Below are 19970 nucleotides of genomic sequence, written 5' to 3'. Positions count from 1 at the left end.
CCGGCGATCGTCATAGACTGTATCTATCGATACATCCATTCAATATGTGAGAAAAAGCTCACAATCATTGAGAGTCCGGAAGGTACACGAGAAGGGGAAGCCCCACATCATCCAACCCCAAATATTCCACGTTGACATCCTATCTTTCGATATATATCTTTAGATATGTTTTTCGACATATAGGACTCGATCATGCGACACAACCACTTCGGCGGCCGCGCCCGTAGCGACGGGTACGGTGCGCATTCCGCCCCCGCGTGGCTCACCGGTTTCTGGCACGCGATCGGCCGCCACCGCCGCGGCCGCGATCCGTTCGGCGGCGGGCCTTTCGGCGGCGGCCCCGGCGGCTTCGGGGGCTTCGGCGGCGACGATGCAATGCCACGCGGCCGCCAGTTCAGTGCCGACGATCTGCAATTGCTGCTGCTCGCGCTGCTGGCCGACCAGCCGAGCCACGGCTACGAGCTGATCAAGGCGCTCGATACCCGTTCGAACGGCTTCTACAGCCCGAGCCCCGGGATGATCTATCCGGCACTGACGTATCTCGAGGAAGTCGGCTTCGTCGCGTCGCAGGCGGAAGGCAACCGCAAGCGCTACGCACTGACCGACGCCGGCCGCGCCCACCTCGACGCACAGCGCGAACGCGTCGACACGCTGTTCGCGCGCCTCACGCACCTCGCACGCAAGATGGAATTCATGCGCCGCGCGTTCGCCGGTGAAGCGGCCGGCGCAGCGGCAGACGAGTCGCAAGGCGGGTGGCTGCCGGAATTCGTCGAGGCGCGCGTCGCGCTGAAGCAGGCACTGCTGCACAAGAGCGGCGCGTCCGCCGACGAGCAGCGCCGCATCGCCGCGATCCTGCGCCGCGCGACCGCCGAGATCGAAGGCCGCACTGAAGAGTGACCCGCGCCGCCTCGCTTCATTTTGGATGAGCGTCATCGCAGAAGCGCCCACGCTCGTCGACACCGGAGAACCGATTGATGCAAACCACACCCGAACGCACCGTGACCCGCGTGCGTCACTCCCTCAAGTTCCGCCTGCTGCAGGTCGTGCGCATACACGCGGTGTCGCCGCATCTGCTGCGCGTCACGCTGAGCGGCCCCGATCTCGCGGACTTCGAATCGGCGTCGTTCGACGATCACGTGAAGGTATTCCTGCCACCGCCCGATGCCGAGCGCCCCACGCTGCCGGAGATGGGACCGAACGGCCCCGTGTTCGCGGAAGGCGAGCCGAAGCCCGTTGCGCGCGACTTCACGCCGCGGCGCTTCGATCGGTCGACGTGCGAACTGGATCTGGAATTCGTGCTGAACCACCCGGGCCCGGCGTCGCAGTGGGCCGCGCAGGCGCGCGTCGGCCAATGGCTCGGCATCGGCGGCCCGCGCGGTTCGTTCGTCGTGCCGACCGGTTTCGACTGGCATTTGCTGATCGGCGACGATACCGCGCTGCCGGCCGTCGCGCGGCGCCTGGAGGAACTGCCCGCCGGCTCGCGCGCGGCGGTCGTGCTGGAAGTCGCGGACCGCGGCGCGCAAATTGCGTTCGATACGCGCGCGGAAGTGCATGAGATCTGGCGTTTCCGCGACGACGCGCAGGCCGGCGACGGCGATGCGCTGCTGGACGCGGTCCGCAGTCTGCCGCTGCCGCCAGGCGAAGGCTATGTATGGGCAGCCGGCGAAGCGCTCGCGATGCGCGCGGTGCGGCAGCATCTGACCGGCGAGCGGGGCGTCGACAAGGCGCGGATTAGTGCGGCGGCTTACTGGAAGCGCGGCGCGAGCGCGGTGCACGAATCGCTCGACGACTGACGAATTCGGACTCCCGATCTGGGGGTTCCGGCATCCCGGGTTCCGGCGCCCGGCTGCGTCCGGCGCGCGAACGCCTTGGCATCGGCGCGGCGGCTGGTATATACCTACGTCTGCGGTATCGCTGTCAGCGTAGTCAGGCAGCCCATGCTGTCCGCCCCCAGGAGCGCCGGGTCATGACAAAAGCAAGCCACGCGTCGCCTTTTCTTCGCAACCTGAAGATCGCCGGCTATTGCAGCCTTGCGGCCGTCGCGCTCGCGCTGTTCGTCGCGATGTGCGCGATCCTCAAGGAAAGCACGCTCGAGCGCGATGCCGCGCAGCAGCCTGCAGACGCGGTCGAGTTGCACGGCGGCGCCGGCCCGGCCGCGGCCGCCGAAGCGGCCAAAACGCCGGACTGATCGCGTCCGGCCTGACCCTTCCCGTTACCGCGCGTGCAGGCGCCCCATCACGACTGCATGCACGGTTTCACCGATGCGCTCGAGCATCGCCGTGACGGGCCGTGCATACAGGTGCGCGGCCAGCGCGCCGGCGGTGCCGACCAGCACGCCGCCCGCCATGTCGAACGGCCAATGCACGCCCGCATAGATCCGCCCCCACGCGATCGCCGCCGCCATCGCGGCCATCACGAGGCCGGTCACACGCGTCGCACTGCCGAGCAACATGCCGGCCGCCACGCTCCAGACGAAGGTCATGTGATCGCTCGGAAACGAGCCATCCGGCGCATGCGGAATCAACTGCGTGCCGACGCCGGCCATGAACGGCCGCGGCGAGAACCAGAAATGCGACAGCACCTGCGCGAGCGCGAGCGCCACGCACGCGCCGACGCCGGCTTCGATCGCCTGGCGCCGGGTATTACGCATGCCGAACATCCAGGTCAGCAGCAGCATCGCCGGAATCGCGTAGACGAGCCAGTCGGCGGCAAAGATCGCGAGCTTTACGATGCCCGGTTGCGGCGCCGGGCCGGCGTTGATGGCGGAAAAGAGGGTGAGATTGAGGTTTTGCATGAATCCGGATATGTGGGGCGGGAGTGCCTGACCGGCCAGGCGGTCATACACGATGCTAAAAGTGGCTCGCTTAAGCGATGCTTAATGTCGTCCGCCGGGCGTCCGGCGGTTGTCCGGCGGGCCTGGCGTGTGTTGCCAGTTCCGTCAGCAAAGACGCACTTAGAACGTCCATTGCAACACAAGTTCACACAATTGAAATATTCCGGACAGAACGTTCCCCGTAAAACCTCACCATTCATCCCGTAAAGGCTCACCTTTGATCACATCGCATCGTCATCGACGCCTGCGACGATCGGGACGTTGAGCGTCCATCGGGGCCATTTGCGCCGTTCGAGTCAACATTTGCTCAGTCAACGCTTTGGTTTCCGCAACAATCTATTCCAGTTGCGGCATCGCACAACGACGGCGTGCGGGCATACGATTACGGGCACTCATCCACGAAGCCGATCATCTACAAGGAGTCCACATGAAACCGAGTGATGTCCGATCGAAAGCGTTTGCGATGCCGTTGACCAGCCCTGCTTTCCCGATGGGTCCTTACCGTTTCGTCGATCGTGAGTTCCTGATCATCACGTATCGCACCGATCCGGCCCGCCTGCGCGAAGTCGTGCCGGAACCGCTGCAGATCACCGAGCCGCTCGTGCATTACGAGTTCATTCGCATGGCCGACTCCACCGGCTTCGGCGACTACACCGAAAGCGGCCAGGTGATCCCCGTCGAGTACAACGGCCAGCCGGGCGGCTACACGCTCGCGATGTATCTCGACGACCACCCGCCGATCGCCGGCGGCCGCGAGCTATGGGGCTTTCCGAAGAAGCTCGCATCGCCGACGCTGCAGGTGAACACCGATCACATCCTCGGCACGCTCGACTACGGCAAGGTGCGCGTCGCGACCGGCACGATGGGCTACAAGCACAAGGAACTCGACATCGCCGAACAGACCGCGCGTCTCGCCGGCCCCAATTTCCTGCTGAAGATCATTCCGCACGTCGACGGAACCGCCCGCGTGTGCGAACTCGTGCGCTATTACATGCAGGACATCAAGATGAAGGGCGCATGGACGGGCCCCGCATCACTGCAACTCGCACCGCATGCACTTGCGCCGGTCGCCGACCTGCCGGTGCTCGAGATCGTCGAAGCCCGCCACCTCGTCGCAGATTTGACACTCGGTCTCGGCGAAGTCGTCTACGATTACCTGGCTCAGTAAGGTCCGCTGTCCGCTTCTTCCTTGTTTCTTCCTTTCTTCACCTTTCACCACGGGAATTCGAACATGAGCAATCTGAATGGCAAGACCGCCGTCGTCACGGGCGCCGCAAGCGGCATCGGCAAGGAAATCGCGCTCGAGCTGGCGAAGGCCGGCGCGGCGGTCGCGATCGCCGACCTGAACCAGGACGGCGCGAACGCGGTCGCGCAAGAGATCATCAATGCGGGCGGCAAGGCGATCGGCGTCGCGATGGACGTGACGAACGAGGATGCAGTCAACAGCGGCATCGACAAGGTTGCCGAAGCATTCGGCTCGGTCGATATCCTCGTGTCGAACGCGGGCATCCAGATCGTCAACCCGATCGAGAACTATTCGTTCGCCGACTGGAAGAAGATGCAGGCGATCCACGTCGACGGTGCGTTCCTGACGACCAAGGCCGCGCTCAAGCACATGTACAAGGACGATCGCGGCGGCGTCGTGATCTACATGGGCTCGGTGCACTCGCACGAGGCGTCGCCGCTGAAGTCGGCCTACGTGACCGCGAAGCACGGGCTGCTCGGCCTCGCGCGCGTGCTGGCGAAGGAAGGTGCGAAGCACAACGTGCGTTCGCACGTGGTGTGCCCGGGCTTCGTGCGCACGCCGCTCGTCGACAAGCAGATTCCGGAGCAGGCGAAGGAGCTCGGCATCAGCGAAGAGGAAGTGGTGAAGAAGGTGATGCTCGGCAATACGGTCGACGGCGTGTTCACGACCGTGCAGGACGTCGCGCAGACGGTGCTGTTCCTGTCGGCGTTCCCGAGCGCCGCGCTAACTGGCCAGTCGTTCGTCGTCAGCCACGGCTGGTTCATGCAATGAAGCCGCACGCCCGCACCGAAAAGCAGGCCGTCGATGCGGCGGACCTGCATCACGAGGCCGGCGCGCCGGCCCCCGCGCGCGCGCTGCCCTACGAGACGATCGCGCTCGTGCTGCAGGGTGGCGGCGCGCTCGGCGCGTATCAGGCCGGCGTGTTCGAAGGCTTGCACGAGGCGGGCATTCCGCTCGACTGGATCGCGGGCATCTCGATCGGCGCGCTCAACACCGCGCTGATCGCGGGCAACGCGCCCGAGCATCGCGTCGAGCGGCTGCGCCAGTTCTGGGAAACGATCTGCCAGCCGGCGTTCTTTCCTGCGATACCGGCCGCGTTCGAGTTCGCGCTGTTCAACAGCATCGACCAGATCCGCACGTTCTTCACCGCGTCGCAGGCCGCCAGCGCGATGATGCAGGGCCAGCAAGGCTTCTTCTCGCCGCGCTTCCCGCCGCCGCTGCCGGGTGTCTCCGATCATCCGGAGAAGGTCAGCTGGTACGACACGTCTGCGCTGCGCGCGACGCTGCTGAAGCTGTGCGATTTCGACCGCATCAACTCGGGCGAAACGCGCGTGTCGGTCGGCGCGGTCAACGTTGGCACCGGCAACTTCGTGTACTTCGACAACACGCACACGCGCCTCGAGCCGGAACACTTCATGGCGTCCGGCGCGCTGCCGCCCGCATTCCCGCCGGTCGAAATCGAAGGCGAGTACTACTGGGATGGCGGCGTCGTGTCGAACACACCGCTGATGGAAGTGCTGCGCGCGCGCCCGCGCCGCGATACGCTCGCGTTCCAGGTCGACCTGTGGAGCGCGCGCGGGCCGCTGCCGCGCACGATGGCTGACGTTGCCGAGCGCACGAAGGATGTCCAGTATTCGAGCCGCACGCGTTTCGTCACCGACACGCTGCAGCGCGAACAGCGCTACCGCAACGTGCTGCGCCAGGTGCTCGACCAGGTGCCGGAAGCGCTGCGCAAGACCGACCCTTGGTGCATCGAGGCGGATGCGATGTCGTGCGGCAAGAAGTACAACATCCAGCACCTGATCTACCAGCAGAAGGCGTACGAGCATCACTACAAGGACTATCAGTTCGGTCTGTCGACGATGCGCGACCACTGGTCCGCAGGTCTGTCGGACATCCGCAAGACGCTCGCCGTCAAGGACGGCCTCGCATTGCCCACGAACGACTCGGGCTTCGTGACGCACGACATTCACCGCAAGCGGTGATGTCGTGCAACACGGACCGGCGCGATGCCTGCGCCGGTCCGTTCCTTTTCTGATTCCGACATGCCGATTTTCATTGCGCTGTTTGCGCTCATCGCTCTCGTGTGGGGCGCGATTCATACGTTTCACGTCATCGCCGCCCGGTTCGGCCAGCCGGTCGCCGTGACCGCCGCGGCAATCGCCGCCGCGCTGCTGATCGCGCTCGTCGCGTGGTGGATCAAGCGTCGCCGCGACATCGCGCCGAACACGAAGGAAGAAGGCTGGACCCACGTCGTGCATCGTGCGTGGGGCGAGCTGCGCGTATCCGCGACGCAAGGGCTGCTGTGGCTGTCGCACGATGGCGCAGACGGCCGCTATACGCTGTCGCAACTCGACGGCTGCCTGGCCGCGCCGATCGGTGGCCGCTGGCATCTCGTCGTGCGGATCCGCGACGCCGCGCGCGGCGAGTGGAAACTGCCGATGATGGACAAGCGCGACGCGCTGCGCTGGGCGCGCGTGCTGATGCTGGCGAGGGATCAGCGGCTGTGAGGCGACGCGCGCAGCGCGCACTCCGCCAGCACCCTCAACTCCCGCAGCATCCCGCGCACATAGGCGATCTGGTTGATCGCCCAACGCTCCTCCCCGTCCATCATCTGTTCGACGGTATAACCCGCGGGTAGCGGCGTATCGCTCATCGCGCGGTACGGAATGAACGGGTCCGGCTCTTCGTCGATCAGCCGGAATGCCGGCGCGGGATAGTGGTTTTCCTGCTCAAGGGCGAAGGCGATCACTTGTGGCGCGTCCTCCCCCAGCATCAACAGTTCGAACAGCATCCGCGCGCCGGGCAGCGCATCGTCGGCACTGCCTTGCAGCACGCCGTAATGGCCGAATCCTCGCGCTTCCGGCACGATGCGCACGCCCTTCATGTGGACCTGACGGATGTGCGGTGCCAACGTCCGCAACGCCTGCAGCGGCGCTTCACCGGCGTTGATCATGTTGCCGAAGTCGAACAGCGCATTGACGCGCGGGTGATCGACGCGACGCAGCAGCGCCGCGATCTCCGCGCTCTTGAGTTCTTCGTGCTGTTCGAAATCGACGTGCAAATCACAGCGGTCCGCCAGTTGCGCGATGTAGCGCAGATCGGCCTCGATCCGGTCCATGACGGCAGACAGCCGGCCCTCGTAGCGCGCGTAGACCCGCAGGTTGCGCACCGCCATGACCTGAGCGATCCGTGCCGCTTCATCGACGTCGACGCGCGCCGTGCTGCTGATCTCCAGGTGGACCGCCAAGCCGAGCGTCTCGGCACGGCGCGCGACTATGCGCAATTCGTCATCGTTCATCCGGCTCAGGCTGCGCGCTTCCCCGTCCAGCAGATGAATGCATACGCCGTCGAGTTCGTGGCGCCACGCAAAATCGAGCAGGTCGATCGGCCGATAGCGTCCGTGCGTCAGGTTGGTCAGCAATGGATACGCGTGGCCGAACAGCCGCACGCTGTCGAGCCGCTGCAGCAGTCTCGCGGCCAGGTCCCGCGTGAGACCGCGAACAGGCCAACGAGACGGCTCTTGCACGTTGTGGCTCAACAGCGCGTCGAACCGGTTCTGAATCGCTTGCATGGAATGAGGCATGTGATTGCTCGATGACGTGGCGCGTTCGGGGCGCTCATGCCGCATCTTCTACGCCCAATGGTTGTTCCGCCTGACTGTCGACCGAAATGCGCACCGCGTCGTGGCGCCAGTATTCGTGGTCGCAGTCGACGAGCATGCCATGCTGGTCGTAATTGACCCTCGCGATCATCAGGATCGGGCTGCCCGGCGTGACGTTCAGGTGCTGCGCGACCTCGCCGCGCGCGGCCGATGGATAGATCTCGAAGCGCGAACGGGAAAAATGCAGGTCGTAGTGCCGCATGTAGGTCAGCGTCAGCGATTTCGACAGGTCGCGCTCCAGGATGTTGGGGAAACGCTCCGGCTTCAGGAAATGCTCGACATACGACACCGCCCGGCCGTCGAGGTAGCGCAGGCGGCAGATCTGGTATAGGCGAGTCAGCGGCGCCAATTCCATTTCCCTGCACAGCACCGGGCTTGCGACCACCTGGCTGGTCGCAACCACGCGGGTTTCCACCTCGCGCTTCTGCAGCGTGACCATCCGCTGGAAATAGGTGCGATAGAGCGGGTTGTAGTTCAGCCGCGGGTAAGCCACGAACCAGCCGCGCCGCTCCTCGCGATAGATCAGTCCTTCCGCCTCGAGGGCCAGCAGCGCATCCTTCAGCGTGATGCGGGTGGTGTCGAACAGCTCGCACAGCTCGCGCTCGGACGGCAACTTCATGCCGGGCGTGAGCAGGCCGCTGTCGATCTGGCCGGCCAGCGCCTGGCGGATCTGCGTGATCTGGGTAGGAGGACGATCGCTCATTTCAGGACTAGTCCAATTGTCGTTCTTCGAGACCGGTCTTTTTGCCAAAACATGGTGACAACCGTGTGACATCCGCGAAATCGCGCGAATTTACCGCGTACAGACCGATGAAATACTCGATCTTCCGGACTCCAAACCGGAGCGCGACCGCCCGGACGCAAAACTGACACATTCGGCCTCTACTATTCGCGCTGTTTTTTTGACTAGTCCAGAGGATGATTACCGTGCGAACCCTGATTGCCGGCTGCATGGCTGGCGCCCTGACACTGACCGTCGCTACCGCGTTTGCGCAGAACACCGACAACCTGATCGTCGCCGCGAAGAAGGAAGGTGCGGTCAACAGCCTCGGCATGCCTGCCGACTGGGCCAACTGGCAGGACACGTGGTTGCAACTGACCCAGAAATACGGCCTGAAGCACCAGGACACCGACCTGAGCTCGGCCGAGGAAATCGCCAAGTTCGAAACCGAGAAGAACAACGCGAGCGGCGACATCGGTGACGTCGGCTATACCTTTGCGCCGGTGGCGGTGCAAAAGGGCGTCACGCAGCCGTACAAGCCGACGACGTGGAATCAGATCCCCGCGTGGGCGAAAGACAAGGACGGCCAGTGGATGGTGTCGTATACCGGCACCATTGCGTTCATCGTCAACAACAAGCTCGTGAAGAACCCGCCGAAGACCTGGGCCGACCTGCTCAAGGGCAAGTACAAGGTCGCGCTCGGCGACGTGAGCACCTCCGCGCGCGCGAGCAGCGCGGTGCTCGCCGCCGCGTATGCGCTGGGCGGCAACGAGAAGAACCTGAAACCGGCGCTCGACCTGTTCGCGCAACTGGCGAAGCAGGGCCGCCTGACGCTGAACGACCCGAACATCGCGAACCTGGAAAAGGGCGAAGTGGAAGTCGGCATCCAGTGGGACTTCAACGCGCTCGCCTACCGCGACAAGATCGATCGTTCGCGCTTCGACGTGTCGATTCCGCAGGACGGTTCGCTGACCTACGGTTACTCGACGATCATCAACAAGTACGCGAAGCACCCGAACGCAGCGATGCTCGCGCGTGAGTACATCCTGAGCGATGCCGGCCAGGTCAACCTCGCGCGTGGCTATGCGCGTCCGATCCGTGCGGAAGTGAAGATTCCGCAGGATATCGCCGCCAAGCTGCTGCCGGCTGCGCAATACCGCGTCGCGAGGCCGATCGGCGATATCGCCGCCTGGGAAAACACGCAGAAGCAGCTGCCGCGCCAGTGGCAGGAGCAGGTGATCGTCAACATGCAATAAGGACGCACCGCATATCAGGGGGCGTCGCTGCCCGACGGCGACGCCGCCCCGACGCGGCAGACGGCCCGCTCGCCTCGGCGTTCGCGTGGCCTCTCGACACCACCGATCCGATGAAAACTTCCCTCTCTTCGCCGCTGACGATGCGCGTCGGCGCCACACCTGCCCGTTCGCGTCGCCTGCGCTACTGGCGCTCGGCACTCCTGCTCGTTCCGACGCTCGCGCTGCTGGGCCTGTTCTGCGTCGCGCCGATGGGCTGGGTGCTCGCGCACAGCGTGACGGGCGAGCATGGCCTGTCGCTCGAGCATTTCCGGGCCATTCTGGGCTCACCGTTCTACCGCCAGGCGTTCGACAACAGCCTGCGCCTCTCGCTCTATTCGAGCGTCATTGCGCTGCTGATCACACTGCTCGGCGCCGTGTCGCTGCGCCGCGTCGACAGCCGGCTGCGAAACGTGGTGATCGCGCTCACCAATATGACGAGCAACCTGTCCGGCGTGCCGCTGGCGTTCGCGTTCATCATCCTGATCGGCACCAACGGCGCGCTCACGCTTCTATTGCGCGAGTGGGGCTTGCTGCAGGACTTTCATCTGTATTCGCGCAACGGACTGATCCTGCTTTACACGTATTTCCAGTTGCCGCTCGGCTTGCTGCTCTTGTACCCGGCGCTCGATGCGCTCGACGACCAGTGGCAGGAGGCTGCCGCGCTGCTCGGCGCAACGCGCTGGGCCTACTGGCGGCACATCGCGCTGCCGGTGCTCGCGCCGGCGTTGCTCGGCACCTTCATCCTGCTGCTGGCCAATGCAATGGGCGCATATGCGACCGCCTTTGCGCTGACCTCGGGCAACGTCAACCTCGTGACCGTGCGCATTGCGAGCCTCGTGTCCGGCAACCTCGATCTGCAGCCGGACCTGGCCGCCGCGCTGTCGGTGCTGCTCGTCGCGCTGCTCGCGCTCATCGCCGCCGTCAACCAATGGCTATTGAAGAGGAGCTACCATGCGCGCTGATCGCCTCCATCGCTGTGTCGTCGCGCTGCTGAGCCTCCTGCTCGCGTTGCCGATCCTGGCGACACTGCTCTACTCGCTGTCGACGCGATGGGAAGCGTCAATCCTGCCCGAAGGACTGACGCTCGACTGGCACCTGCAGCTCTGGCACGACGCGAGATTCCTGACTGCGTTTGCCCATTCGTTGCTGATTTGCGCGGGCACGCTGTTGCTCGCCACGCTCGTGATCGTGCCCGCGGCATTCGTCGTGTTCTACCGCTTCCCGCGCGCCGACCGCTGGATGAACGTGCTGATCCTGACGCCGTTCTCGATGCCGCCGGTCGTCGCGTCGGTCGGTCTGCTGCAGCTGTTCGCCGACGGGCCGGTGCAGATCGTCGGCACGCCGTGGATCCTGATCGGCAGCTACTTCACGATCGCGTTGCCCTTCATGTACCGCGCGCTCGCCGATAGCCTGCGCGGACTCGATGTCGCCGGCCTGATGGACGCCGCCTGCCTGCTCGGCGCGAGCACGCCGCGCGCGTTCATGCAGGTGATCCTGCCGAATCTGCGCAAAGCGCTGATGGCGTCGCTGTTCCTGTCGTTCTCGCTTCTGTTCGGCGAATTCGTGTTCGCCAACATGCTGGTCGGTGCGCGCTACGAAACGCTGCAGGTCTATCTGTACAGCCTGAATGCGGGCAGCGGCCACTTCACCAGCGCGCTGGTGATGAATTACTTCCTTTGCACACTCGTGTTGACCTGGCTGGCCAATCGGTTCGGTCGCTCAAACAACAAATAGGTTTCCTTATGGATTTTGTGGAAATTGACGGTCTGACCAAGCGCTATGGCGCGACGACCGTATTCGAGGACATCCGGCTCGGTCTCCGGCAAGGCGAATTCGTCACGCTGCTCGGGCCGAGCGGCTGCGGCAAATCCACGCTGCTGCGCTGCCTGGCAGGCCTGACCGACGCGGACGCCGGCTGCATCCGCGTCGACGGCCAGGACATCACGGCACTGGCGCCGCAACGGCGCGGCATCGGGATGGTGTTCCAGAGCTACGCGCTGTTTCCGAATATGGCAGTCGCGGAGAACATCGCGTTTGGTCTCAAGATGCGCAAGCGCCCGGCCGACGAAACCGCGCGGCGCGTGGCCGATGCAATCCGGCTCGTCGAACTGGGCGGCATGGAGGCCCGCTATCCACACGAGCTGTCCGGGGGACAGCGCCAACGTGTGGCACTTGCGCGCGCGCTCGTGGTGGAGCCGCGTATCCTGCTGCTCGACGAGCCGCTTTCGGCGCTCGACGCGCGCATCCGCCGCAACCTGCGCGAACAGATCCGCGACATTCAGCAGCGGCTGGGCCTGACCACGGTATTCGTCACGCACGATCAGGAAGAAGCGCTCACGCTATCGGACCGCATCTTCGTGATGAACCACGGACGCATCGTGCAGGAAGGCACGGCAGAGACCGTCTATACGCGTCCTGCCAACGCGTTCGTCGCTCGCTTCATGGGCAGCTACAACCTGTTGTCGCCGTCTGAAGCGGCCCGGCTGCTCGGGCTCGAACTGACCGGCCATCTCGCGATCCGGCCGGAATCGATCCACCTTTGCGAGCCGGATGCGCGCCATCCCGCCCATCCGGACGCGCCGTTGCCGGCGGTCATCCGCAGCCATCAACTGCTCGGCAACATCATCCGCTACCAGGTCGAGGCCGACGGCGTCAGCTTGCAGGTCGACCACCTGAACCGCGGCGTCGACGATCTGCTGCCGGCCGGACGAGCGGTCGCGCTGTCGATCGACCGCCAGCAAGTTCGCGAGGTGCATTAAATGGCGCTCGCGATCTTCGACATGGACGACACGCTGGTCGACGGCGACAGTTCGCATCTCTGGCTGCGTTTCCAGGTCGAGCACGGCCTGGCGCCGGCCGACATGGTGCCGCGCGAAGCCGAACTGCTGCGTGCTTACTATGCCGGCACACTGGCAATGGAAGACTATATGGATTACACGCTGACGCCGCTGCGCGGCCTCACGCGTGACGACGTCGAACCGTGGGTCGACCGCTTCATCGAGGCGGTGATCGTGCCGCGCGTCTTCCCGCTCGCGCTGCGTCAGCTCGCACACCATCGCGCGCGCGGCGACCGCGTGCTGGTCATTTCGGCGTCGGGCGAGCATCTGGTCGCGCCGATCGCGCGGCGGCTGGGCGTGGCCGACACCATCGGCATCGAACTGGAGGTGGCGGATGGCGTCTATAGCGGCCGGACCCGCGGCGTGCTGAGTTATCGCGAGGGCAAGGTCACGCGACTGCGCGCATGGCTCGAACGGCACGGCGAAACCCTGGACGGGAGCTATGGCTATAGCGATTCGCTCAACGACATTCCGCTGCTGCAAGCCGTGCATCATCCGAGCGTCGTGAATCCGGACGACACGCTGCGCCGGGAGGCACAGCGCAGGCAATGGACCGAACTTGCCTGGCGGCAGGTGTTGACGGAGTCCTGACGCTGCCGGGCGGCGCAACGCATGACGAAGATTGCATCGCCCCTTTGCTCGGCATGCCCGCCGAAAACGATCGGAGCGTCCTTTTTCGTCCTGCCTCGTTCCGTCTCGTTCCGCCTCGTTCCGTTTCGCCCTATTCCGCGGACCGGAACCGCGCGCCTGCCGGTGCCTGCACATGCCCCCGAAAAAGCTCACCTTTGCGCCGCATCACGCGGCGCCGTCGCGTGCCGCCTCATCCAGACGCGCGAACGCATCCACGAAAAAGTCGACACACACGCGTACTTTCGCCGACGTCGCGACGCGTTCAGGATAGACGGCCCAGATGTTCGCCGGCTGCGTCGCGTCCGGCAGCACGCGACACAGTGCGCCGCTCGCAATCAACGGCCCGGCTTCCCAGATCGAACGCAGCACGATCCCGCGCCCGGCAAGCGCCCATTGCACCGCGACTTCGCCGTGATTCGTCGACAGCGCGCCGCCAACCTTCACGGTTGACGTCTCGCCGCGCACGTTCAGCCGCCACGCGCCGAGCGGATGATCGCGCTCCTTGATCGCGAGGCATTCGTGCGACGACAGTTCCGCAATCGAGCGGGGCGTGCCGCGCCGCGCGAGATAGTCGGGCGACGCGCACAGCACCCGATAATTTGCCGCGAGCCGGCGCGCGATCAGGTGATCGGCGATCTCGTCGCCGATCCGGATGTCGAGGTCGAACCCTTCACCCGCGACGTCGACGAGCCGGTCGAACAGATCGAGCCGGACGTTCAGCTGCGGATAGCGTTCAGTGAAGTCGAGCAGCGCGGGCGCGACGACGTGCCGGCCGAAACCGAAGCTGCTCGAGATGCGCAGCGTGCCGCGCGGCACCGTGCGCGCTGTCGACACGTCATCGACGAGATGATCCACGTCGTCGAGTATCTTCTCGGCGCGCGCGAGCACGCGTTCGCCGGCTTCCGTCACCGTGATGCGGCGCGTCGAGCGATGCAGCAGCCGCGTGCCGAGTTGTGCCTCGAGCAACGCGATACGCTTGCTGACGTACGCCGGCGACACGGCAAGCTGCTCGGCCGCCGCGCTGAAGCTCGTCAGGCGGACAACGACGCTGAACACGCGCAGGTCGTCCAGGTTCGGCGATTTGTTCACGATTCGTGGAAAGTCGATTAACGTTTCCGGCGATTTTAATCCGGATGGAAATAAATAAAATGCCATCGAACGCCGCCGGGCGCGGGCCGCGACGGCGAGACCCGTCCTGAAACTTCGCATCGAATCAGCGCGCGAAGCATGGGGTCGAAACAAGCGCCAAAGCGCCAGGTCTGGCCGACCGCGAAGCATGGGACCATGCGTAAGCGCCGAAGCGCTAGCGCTGGCCGACATCTGATAGAGAGGAGCACTCGCATGAGCGACAAGATCTACACCATCGCCGTCATCCCCGGTGACGGCATCGGCCGCGAAGTGATGCCCGAAGGCCTGCGCGCGCTCGACGCCGTGACGGCCCGCTTCGGCATCCGCTTCGAATACCAACACATCGACTGGGCGAGCTGCGACTACTACGCGCAGCATGGCCGGATGATGCCCGACGACTGGAAGGTGCAGCTTGCCGGCGTGGACGCGATCCTGTTCGGCGCGGTCGGCTGGCCCGCCACGGTGCCGGATCACATCTCGCTGTGGGGCTCGCTGCTGAAATTCCGCCGCGAATTCGACCAGTACATCAACCTGCGTCCCGCACGCCTGTTCGACGGCGTGCCGTCGCCGCTCGCCGGCCGCCGTGCGGGCGACATCGACTTCATGATCGTGCGCGAGAACACCGAGGGCGAATACTCGTCGGTCGGCGGCACGATGTTCGAGGGCACCGATCGCGAAGTAGTGATGCAGCAATCGATCTTCACGCGGCACGGCACCGAGCGCGTGCTGAAGTTCGCGTTCGAACTCGCGCAACGGCGCGCGAAACGCCTGACCGTCGCGACGAAGAGCAACGGCATCGCGATCAGCATGCCGTGGTGGGATGCGCGTGCCGCCGAGATGGCGGAACGCTATCCGGAGATCGTCTGGGACAAGCAGCACATCGACATCCTGTGCGCACGCTTCGTGCTGCAGCCGGACCGCTTCGACGTCGTCGTCGCGTCGAACCTGTTCGGCGACATCCTGTCGGATCTCGGCCCCGCATGTACCGGCACGATCGGCATCGCGCCGTCGGCGAACCTCAATCCTGACCGCACGTTTCCGTCGCTGTTCGAGCCTGTGCACGGCTCCGCGCCCGACATCGCCGGGCAATTCGTCGCGAACCCGATCGCGATGGTCTGGTCGGCCGCGATGATGCTCGACTTCGTCGGCAACGGTGCGGGCCGCGAGCGCGAAGCGCACGATGCGATCGTCGCCGCGATCGAGGACGTGCTGCGCACGGGGCCACGGACACGCGATCTCGGCGGCAGCGCAGGCACCGTGGAGGTGGGTGAGGCGATCGCGAAACGGATTGCGGGGTGAGGTCGTTCGTCAGCGACGGGGCGCGCAACGCGTTCCGTTGCGCGTGAGGTGATGCGATCTGCGTGTCGAATCGCACGGCACGTGCGACGACGCACAAGCGATGCTCATCGGTGAAGCGCACGACATGTCGATGCGCACCGTGGCAACGCTCCCGGGGGGTCCCGAAAAAGCTCACCGTGCTCGAATTGACGCTCCCGAATTTCCTCACCGTTCGGTTGCGGTGATGCTTGCGGCCCGGATTCCTGCACGGTGCGCGACGGCACCTGGATGCCGCCGCTATCGTCGGATCGATGCGCTTACAGACCGAGATCGGACAGCCCGGGATGATCGTCCGGACGGCGGCCGAGCGGCCAGTGAAAGAGCCGGTCCGTCTCGCGGATCGGCAGGTCGTTGATGCTCGCGTGGCGATGCGCCATCAGGCCGTTTTCGTCGAACTCCCAGTTCTCGTTGCCGTACGAGCGAAACCAGTTGCCGGCATCGTCGTGCCATTCGTACGCAAAGCGCACCGCGATGCGGTTGCCACCGAACGCCCACAGTTCCTTGATCAACCGGTAATCGAGCTCGCGCGTCCATTTCCGCTGCAGCAGCCCGACGATTTCGTCGCGGCCGATCACGAACTCCGCGCGATTGCGCCAGCGGCTTTGCGGCGTATAGGCGAGCGACACGCGCTGCGGATCGCGCGTATTCCACCCGTCCTCGGCAGCGCGGACTTTCTGGCGCGCGGTGTCGAGCGTAAACGGCGGGACGGGCGGACGGACTTCGGCTGATTCGGACATCGCATTCTCCAGTTCAGGGTTTGGCCGCGTGAAATCGCGGCAGCTTTGCTACGTCGACGACCGCGACGCGGCATCGAGCAACAGTTCGGCGGTGGCGCGCGCATCGCGCGCAGCGGTCGCATCGCCGCTCACGAGCGCCACGCCGATCGCGCCATCGATCAGGACCAGCCACTGACGCGCGACCCGTGCAACCGAGCGCCGGTCGATCCCGTCATCGCCGGCCAGCGCGTCGAGCCGCTCGCGCACGAACGCCAGCAATTGCGCCTTGTGCGCACGTGCGACCACACGCACCGGATCATTGGCATCGGCAATCTCGCCGGCTGCGTTCAGGAACGCGCAGCCGTGAAAATCGGGCTGCCGGAACCAGTCGCGCAACACGTCGAACATCCCGAGCAGTTGCGCGCACGGCGTCTTGCCTCGTGCGAGCGTTGCATCGACGAACCACTGCATCCAGCGCGCGTCGCGCCGCTCGAGCGCGGCTACTACCAACGCCTCTTTCGATTCGAAGTGCGAATAAAAACTCTTGCGCGCAGCGCCCGATCGCTTCACGATCGCGTCGACGCCCGTCGCATGGATGCCGCCCGAATAGATCAGTGCTTCGGCCGCATCGAGCAGCCGCTCGCGCACGCCCGGCTCGGCAGAAATGTCGTCATGTGTGTTCATGCGTATACGGTAGAACGATCGTTCTCCGTCGTCAAGAATCTCGCGTGAAAGACCACGCCGGGATAAGGGCGTTGCGGGCGTTGCCGATCGAATGCTGCGCATCGCGATCGCCGCCGCGCGCGGGTTCGCGCTCGGCACGCTGGGGTTCAACCTGGATTATGGAAAAGCGGGCGAAGCAGGGGAGCGGATGGCGGCGTGAAGCAGGTCAACTGTGTTCGTGCGCCGGAGACGTGAATTGCGAGGAACCAACCGTGATCGCAGGTTCTGCGCAATCCTCACCGATCAACCTAACAACTCGCGTCGCCGAGCGGATCTGTGATCCGGAAACGCGCTCCCGAATCTCCTCACCTTTCGCAAGGAATGATGTGACGGGTGATATGCGTGACGGCCGGCGTGAGATCGCGAGCCGAGATGGCGTGCGCAACAGTGAGTCGGGAGATGTCCCGGATATCACCGACGAATGGGGCAAACGACGTGCTGGCGGCAAACGTGCCCGGCTGAAAAGCCGGGCGCGCCGCGCATTGATGCTGACGTTGCGTTGAAACGGACGCTGGCAAGCAGCGTCCGGTGAGCAGCACGCAGCAAATGGCAATCGCTACGCGCCGCCGTGCGTCACCGTCACACTGTCCAGTCCAGGATCACCTTGCCGCTCTCGCCCGACAGCATGGCCGCGAAGCCTTGCTCGTAATCGTCGACGGCGAACCGGTGCGTAATGATCGGTGACAGGTCGAGCCCGCTTTGCAGCATTGCGACCATCTTGTACCAGGTCTCGAACATCTCGCGGCCGTAAATGCCCTTGATCTCGAGCCCCTTGAAGATCACCTGGTTCCAGTCGATCGCCGTCTGCGCGGGCGGAATGCCGAGCAGCGCGACCTTGCCGCCGTGATTCATCGCCTCGAGCATGCTCGTGAAAGCGCTCGGCACGCCGGACATCTCGAGCCCGACGTCGAAGCCCTCGGTCATGTGCAGGTCGGTCATCACGTCGCGCAACGATTCGCGTGCGACGTTGACCGCACGCGTCGCGCCCATCTTGCGCGCGAGTTCGAGCCGGTAGTCGTTGATGTCGGTAATCACGACGTTGCGCGCGCCGACATGCTTCGCGATCGCGACGGCCATGATGCCGATCGGGCCGGCGCCGGTGATCAGCACGTCCTCGCCGACGAGGTTGAACGACAGCGCCGTATGCGTCGCGTTGCCGAACGGATCGAAGATCGACGCAAGATCGTCCGAGATTTCCGGCGGAATCTTGAACGCGTTGAACGCGGGAATCGCGAGATATTCGGCAAACGCGCCTTCGCGATTGACGCCGACGCCGACCGTGTTGCGGCACAGATGCCGGCGCCCTGCGCGGCAGTTCCGGCAGAAGCCGCACGTGATGTGCCCTTCGCCCGATACGCGGTCGCCGATCGCGAAGCCGCGCACCTCTTGCCCCATCTCGACGATCTCGCCGACGTATTCGTGACCGACGTGCATCGGCACGGGGATCGTCTTTTGCGCCCAGTCGTCCCACTTCCAGATATGGATGTCGGTGCCGCAGATCGCCGTGCGGCGGATCTTGATCAGCACGTCGTTGTGCCCGACTTCGGGCCGCTTCACGCGGGTCAGCGACAGGCCGGGGCCGCGCTCGAGCTTTGCCAATGCTTTCATGGTCGGCGCTCCGTCAGACGATGCCGAGCGACTTGCCGACGCGCACGAATGCCGCGACAGCCTGGTCGATCTGTTCCGGCGTGTGCGCCGCACTCATCTGCGTGCGGATCCGCGCGCGCCCGCGTGGCACGACCGGGAACGAGAAACCGATCACGTAGACACCTTCGCCGAGCAGCGCATCGGCCATCTTCGTCGCGAGCTGCGCGTCGCCGAGCATCACCGGAATGATCGGGTGCGCGCCCGGCACGAGCGTGAAGCCCGCTTCGGTCATCTGCTCGCGGAAGCGCGCGCCGTTCTCGCGCACGCGCTCGCGCAGCTTCGCGCCCTCGTCGCTGCCAAGCAGCTCGAGCACTTCGAGCGACGCCGCGGCGATGCTCGGCGTGAGCGTGTTCGAGAACAGATACGGGCGCGAGCGCTGGCGCAGCAGTTCGACGATCTCGCGGCGCGCGGCGACGTAGCCGCCGGATGCGCCGCCGAGCGCCTTGCCGAGCGTGCCCGTGATGATGTCGACGCGCCCGTCGACGCCGCAATATTCCGGCGTGCCGCGGCCACCTGCGCCGATGAAGCCGACCGCATGCGAATCGTCGACCATCACGAGCGCGCCGTAGCGGTCGGCGAGATCGCAGATGCCCTTCAGGTCGGCGATGATGCCGTCCATCGAGAACACACCGTCGGTCGCGATCAGCTTGTGGCGAGCGCCCGCCGCATCGGCTTCCTTGAGCTTCGCTTCGAGATCGGCGAGATCGTTGTTCCGGTAGCGATACCGTTTCGCCTTGCACAGACGGACGCCGTCGATGATGCTCGCGTGGTTCAGTTCGTCGCTGATCACCGCATCGTTCTCGTCGAGCAGCGTTTCGAACAGCCCGCCGTTCGCGTCGAAGCAGCTCGAATAGAGGATGCTGTCCTCGGTGCCGAGGAAGGTGGCAATCGCGCTTTCCAGCTGCTTGTGCACGGTTTGCGTGCCGCAGATGAAGCGCACCGACGCCATGCCGAACCCGTCCTGGTCGAGGCCGGCCTTGGCCGCCGCGATCAGGCGCGGATCGTTCGCAAGGCCGAGATAGTTGTTCGCGCAGAAATTCAGCACGCCGGCACCGCCGGCGAGCCGCACGGCCGCCGCTTGCGGGCTCGCGATCTCGCGCTCGGTCTTGTAGAAACCGTCCGCGCGGATCTGGTCGAGCGTCCCGCGCACCTGGGCGAGAAAGGCATCACGCATCGCAAAGCTCCTGACTGG

Annotated in this window: 22 protein-coding genes; 14 read left to right on the top strand and 8 right to left on the bottom strand. The window is 65.0% G+C overall.

What is annotated here, in order from left to right:
• Positions 1-192 precede the first annotated feature (192 nt).
• The 3 genes from G3N94_RS05225 (at position 193) to G3N94_RS05215 (ending at position 2188) form a co-directional block, all read left to right on the top strand.
• On the top strand, positions 193-897 hold the full coding sequence (locus G3N94_RS05225; protein ID WP_205791036.1) for a PadR family transcriptional regulator: 705 nt from the start codon (positions 193-195) through the stop codon (positions 895-897).
• A 77-nt stretch (positions 898-974) separates the two neighbouring features.
• On the top strand, positions 975-1793 hold the full coding sequence (locus G3N94_RS05220; RefSeq protein ID WP_205791035.1) for a siderophore-interacting protein: 819 nt from the start codon (positions 975-977) through the stop codon (positions 1791-1793).
• A 173-nt stretch (positions 1794-1966) separates the two neighbouring features.
• Positions 1967-2188 (top strand): hypothetical protein, encoded by a 222-nt coding sequence (locus G3N94_RS05215; RefSeq protein WP_205791034.1) that lies wholly within the window; start codon positions 1967-1969, stop codon positions 2186-2188.
• A gap of 24 nt (positions 2189-2212) precedes the next feature.
• On the opposite strand, the gene G3N94_RS05210 is transcribed toward G3N94_RS05215, so the two are convergent.
• Positions 2213-2794 (bottom strand): phosphatase PAP2 family protein, encoded by a 582-nt coding sequence (locus G3N94_RS05210; protein WP_205791033.1) that lies wholly within the window; start codon positions 2792-2794, stop codon positions 2213-2215.
• Positions 2795-3260: 466 nt separating this feature from the next.
• On the opposite strand from G3N94_RS05210, the gene G3N94_RS05205 reads away from it, so the two are divergent.
• From G3N94_RS05205 to G3N94_RS05190, 4 genes are all read left to right on the top strand, one after another.
• Entirely contained in the window at positions 3261-4001 is a 741-nt protein-coding gene (locus tag G3N94_RS05205) for an acetoacetate decarboxylase (RefSeq protein WP_205791032.1), read from the top strand.
• Positions 4002-4064: 63 nt separating this feature from the next.
• Positions 4065-4850 (top strand): 3-hydroxybutyrate dehydrogenase, encoded by a 786-nt coding sequence (locus G3N94_RS05200; RefSeq protein ID WP_205791031.1) that lies wholly within the window; start codon positions 4065-4067, stop codon positions 4848-4850.
• A complete protein-coding gene (locus G3N94_RS05195) occupies positions 4847-6064 on the top strand; it encodes a patatin-like phospholipase family protein (protein WP_205791030.1) in 1218 nt (405 codons plus the stop codon). The genes G3N94_RS05200 and G3N94_RS05195 overlap by 4 nt, the downstream gene beginning before the upstream one ends.
• A 60-nt stretch (positions 6065-6124) precedes the next feature.
• Positions 6125-6589, top strand: coding sequence for a hypothetical protein (locus G3N94_RS05190; protein ID WP_205791029.1), 465 nt, complete (start codon positions 6125-6127; stop codon positions 6587-6589).
• Here G3N94_RS05190 and G3N94_RS05185 read toward each other — a convergent pair.
• The gene (locus G3N94_RS05185; RefSeq protein WP_205791028.1) at positions 6577-7710 is read right to left on the bottom strand and encodes a TIM barrel protein; all 1134 of its coding nucleotides are present in this window, start codon (positions 7708-7710) and stop codon (positions 6577-6579) included. The genes G3N94_RS05190 and G3N94_RS05185 overlap by 13 nt on opposite strands.
• Positions 7700-8446 (bottom strand): UTRA domain-containing protein, encoded by a 747-nt coding sequence (locus G3N94_RS05180; protein ID WP_124601272.1) that lies wholly within the window; start codon positions 8444-8446, stop codon positions 7700-7702. The genes G3N94_RS05185 and G3N94_RS05180 overlap by 11 nt, the downstream gene beginning before the upstream one ends.
• Before the next feature lie 224 nt (positions 8447-8670).
• Here G3N94_RS05180 and G3N94_RS05175 point away from each other — a divergent pair, with 224 nt between their 5' ends.
• The 5 genes from G3N94_RS05175 (at position 8671) to G3N94_RS05155 (ending at position 13187) form a co-directional block, all read left to right on the top strand.
• Entirely contained in the window at positions 8671-9720 is a 1050-nt protein-coding gene (locus tag G3N94_RS05175; protein ID WP_346778650.1) for an extracellular solute-binding protein, read from the top strand.
• 110 nt (positions 9721-9830) lie between these two features.
• Positions 9831-10721 carry an ABC transporter permease subunit gene (locus G3N94_RS05170; protein ID WP_241021604.1) on the top strand — a complete coding sequence of 297 codons (891 nt, stop codon included), beginning with the start codon at positions 9831-9833 and terminating at the stop codon, positions 10719-10721.
• Positions 10711-11493 carry an ABC transporter permease gene (locus G3N94_RS05165; RefSeq protein ID WP_205791026.1) on the top strand — a complete coding sequence of 261 codons (783 nt, stop codon included), beginning with the start codon at positions 10711-10713 and terminating at the stop codon, positions 11491-11493. The genes G3N94_RS05170 and G3N94_RS05165 overlap by 11 nt, the downstream gene beginning before the upstream one ends.
• An 8-nt stretch (positions 11494-11501) precedes the next feature.
• On the top strand, positions 11502-12518 hold the full coding sequence (locus G3N94_RS05160) for an ABC transporter ATP-binding protein (protein WP_205791025.1): 1017 nt from the start codon (positions 11502-11504) through the stop codon (positions 12516-12518).
• The gene (locus G3N94_RS05155; protein ID WP_205791024.1) at positions 12519-13187 is read left to right on the top strand and encodes an HAD family hydrolase; all 669 of its coding nucleotides are present in this window, start codon (positions 12519-12521) and stop codon (positions 13185-13187) included.
• A 204-nt stretch (positions 13188-13391) separates the two neighbouring features.
• On the opposite strand, the gene G3N94_RS05150 is transcribed toward G3N94_RS05155, so the two are convergent.
• Positions 13392-14315: a LysR substrate-binding domain-containing protein gene (locus G3N94_RS05150; RefSeq protein WP_205791023.1), complete on the bottom strand. Its 924-nt coding sequence runs from the start codon at positions 14313-14315 to the stop codon at positions 13392-13394.
• A gap of 252 nt (positions 14316-14567) precedes the next feature.
• Between G3N94_RS05150 and G3N94_RS05145 the strand changes: the two genes are divergently transcribed.
• Positions 14568-15653 (top strand): tartrate dehydrogenase, encoded by a 1086-nt coding sequence (locus G3N94_RS05145; RefSeq protein ID WP_205791022.1) that lies wholly within the window; start codon positions 14568-14570, stop codon positions 15651-15653.
• A gap of 296 nt (positions 15654-15949) precedes the next feature.
• Here G3N94_RS05145 and G3N94_RS05140 read toward each other — a convergent pair whose 3' ends face one another.
• Entirely contained in the window at positions 15950-16429 is a 480-nt protein-coding gene (locus tag G3N94_RS05140; protein WP_205791021.1) for a nuclear transport factor 2 family protein, read from the bottom strand.
• 48 nt (positions 16430-16477) lie between these two features.
• Entirely contained in the window at positions 16478-17092 is a 615-nt protein-coding gene (locus G3N94_RS05135) for a TetR/AcrR family transcriptional regulator (protein ID WP_205791020.1), read from the bottom strand.
• 251 nt (positions 17093-17343) lie between these two features.
• Here G3N94_RS05135 and G3N94_RS05130 point away from each other — a divergent pair, with 251 nt between their 5' ends.
• Positions 17344-17634, top strand: coding sequence for a hypothetical protein (locus G3N94_RS05130; protein ID WP_205791019.1), 291 nt, complete (start codon positions 17344-17346; stop codon positions 17632-17634).
• Positions 17635-17710: 76 nt separating this feature from the next.
• Here G3N94_RS05130 and tdh read toward each other — a convergent pair whose 3' ends face one another.
• A complete protein-coding gene (gene tdh, locus G3N94_RS05125) occupies positions 17711-18739 on the bottom strand; it encodes an L-threonine 3-dehydrogenase (RefSeq protein ID WP_205791018.1) in 1029 nt (342 codons plus the stop codon).
• A 13-nt stretch (positions 18740-18752) separates the two neighbouring features.
• The gene (locus G3N94_RS05120) at positions 18753-19952 is read right to left on the bottom strand and encodes a glycine C-acetyltransferase (protein ID WP_205791017.1); all 1200 of its coding nucleotides are present in this window, start codon (positions 19950-19952) and stop codon (positions 18753-18755) included.
• Positions 19953-19970 lie beyond the last annotated feature (18 nt).

It is taken from the genome of Burkholderia sp. Ac-20353, from assembly GCF_017104785.1.
Taxonomy (GTDB): domain Bacteria; phylum Pseudomonadota; class Gammaproteobacteria; order Burkholderiales; family Burkholderiaceae; genus Burkholderia.
This window is presented reverse-complemented; position numbering and strand designations above follow the sequence as displayed.

Coding starts and splice junctions, on each gene's coding strand:
- G3N94_RS05135 (WP_205791020.1), bottom strand. CDS start 17,092: ATGAACACACATGACGACATTTCTGCCGAGCCGGGCGTGCGCGAGCGG.
- G3N94_RS05185 (WP_205791028.1), bottom strand. CDS start 7,710: ATGCGGCATGAGCGCCCCGAACGCGCCACGTCATCGAGCAATCACATG.
- G3N94_RS05170 (WP_241021604.1), top strand. CDS start 9,831: ATGAAAACTTCCCTCTCTTCGCCGCTGACGATGCGCGTCGGCGCCACA.
- G3N94_RS05220 (WP_205791035.1), top strand. CDS start 975: ATGCAAACCACACCCGAACGCACCGTGACCCGCGTGCGTCACTCCCTC.
- G3N94_RS05205 (WP_205791032.1), top strand. CDS start 3,261: ATGAAACCGAGTGATGTCCGATCGAAAGCGTTTGCGATGCCGTTGACC.
- G3N94_RS05180 (WP_124601272.1), bottom strand. CDS start 8,446: ATGAGCGATCGTCCTCCTACCCAGATCACGCAGATCCGCCAGGCGCTG.
- G3N94_RS05210 (WP_205791033.1), bottom strand. CDS start 2,794: ATGCAAAACCTCAATCTCACCCTCTTTTCCGCCATCAACGCCGGCCCG.
- G3N94_RS05195 (WP_205791030.1), top strand. CDS start 4,847: ATGAAGCCGCACGCCCGCACCGAAAAGCAGGCCGTCGATGCGGCGGAC.
- G3N94_RS05155 (WP_205791024.1), top strand. CDS start 12,519: ATGGCGCTCGCGATCTTCGACATGGACGACACGCTGGTCGACGGCGAC.
- G3N94_RS05160 (WP_205791025.1), top strand. CDS start 11,502: ATGGATTTTGTGGAAATTGACGGTCTGACCAAGCGCTATGGCGCGACG.
- G3N94_RS05165 (WP_205791026.1), top strand. CDS start 10,711: ATGCGCGCTGATCGCCTCCATCGCTGTGTCGTCGCGCTGCTGAGCCTC.
- tdh (WP_205791018.1), bottom strand. CDS start 18,739: ATGAAAGCATTGGCAAAGCTCGAGCGCGGCCCCGGCCTGTCGCTGACC.
- G3N94_RS05140 (WP_205791021.1), bottom strand. CDS start 16,429: ATGTCCGAATCAGCCGAAGTCCGTCCGCCCGTCCCGCCGTTTACGCTC.
- G3N94_RS05120 (WP_205791017.1), bottom strand. CDS start 19,952: ATGCGTGATGCCTTTCTCGCCCAGGTGCGCGGGACGCTCGACCAGATC.
- G3N94_RS05215 (WP_205791034.1), top strand. CDS start 1,967: ATGACAAAAGCAAGCCACGCGTCGCCTTTTCTTCGCAACCTGAAGATC.
- G3N94_RS05225 (WP_205791036.1), top strand. CDS start 193: ATGCGACACAACCACTTCGGCGGCCGCGCCCGTAGCGACGGGTACGGT.
- G3N94_RS05190 (WP_205791029.1), top strand. CDS start 6,125: ATGCCGATTTTCATTGCGCTGTTTGCGCTCATCGCTCTCGTGTGGGGC.
- G3N94_RS05200 (WP_205791031.1), top strand. CDS start 4,065: ATGAGCAATCTGAATGGCAAGACCGCCGTCGTCACGGGCGCCGCAAGC.
- G3N94_RS05145 (WP_205791022.1), top strand. CDS start 14,568: ATGAGCGACAAGATCTACACCATCGCCGTCATCCCCGGTGACGGCATC.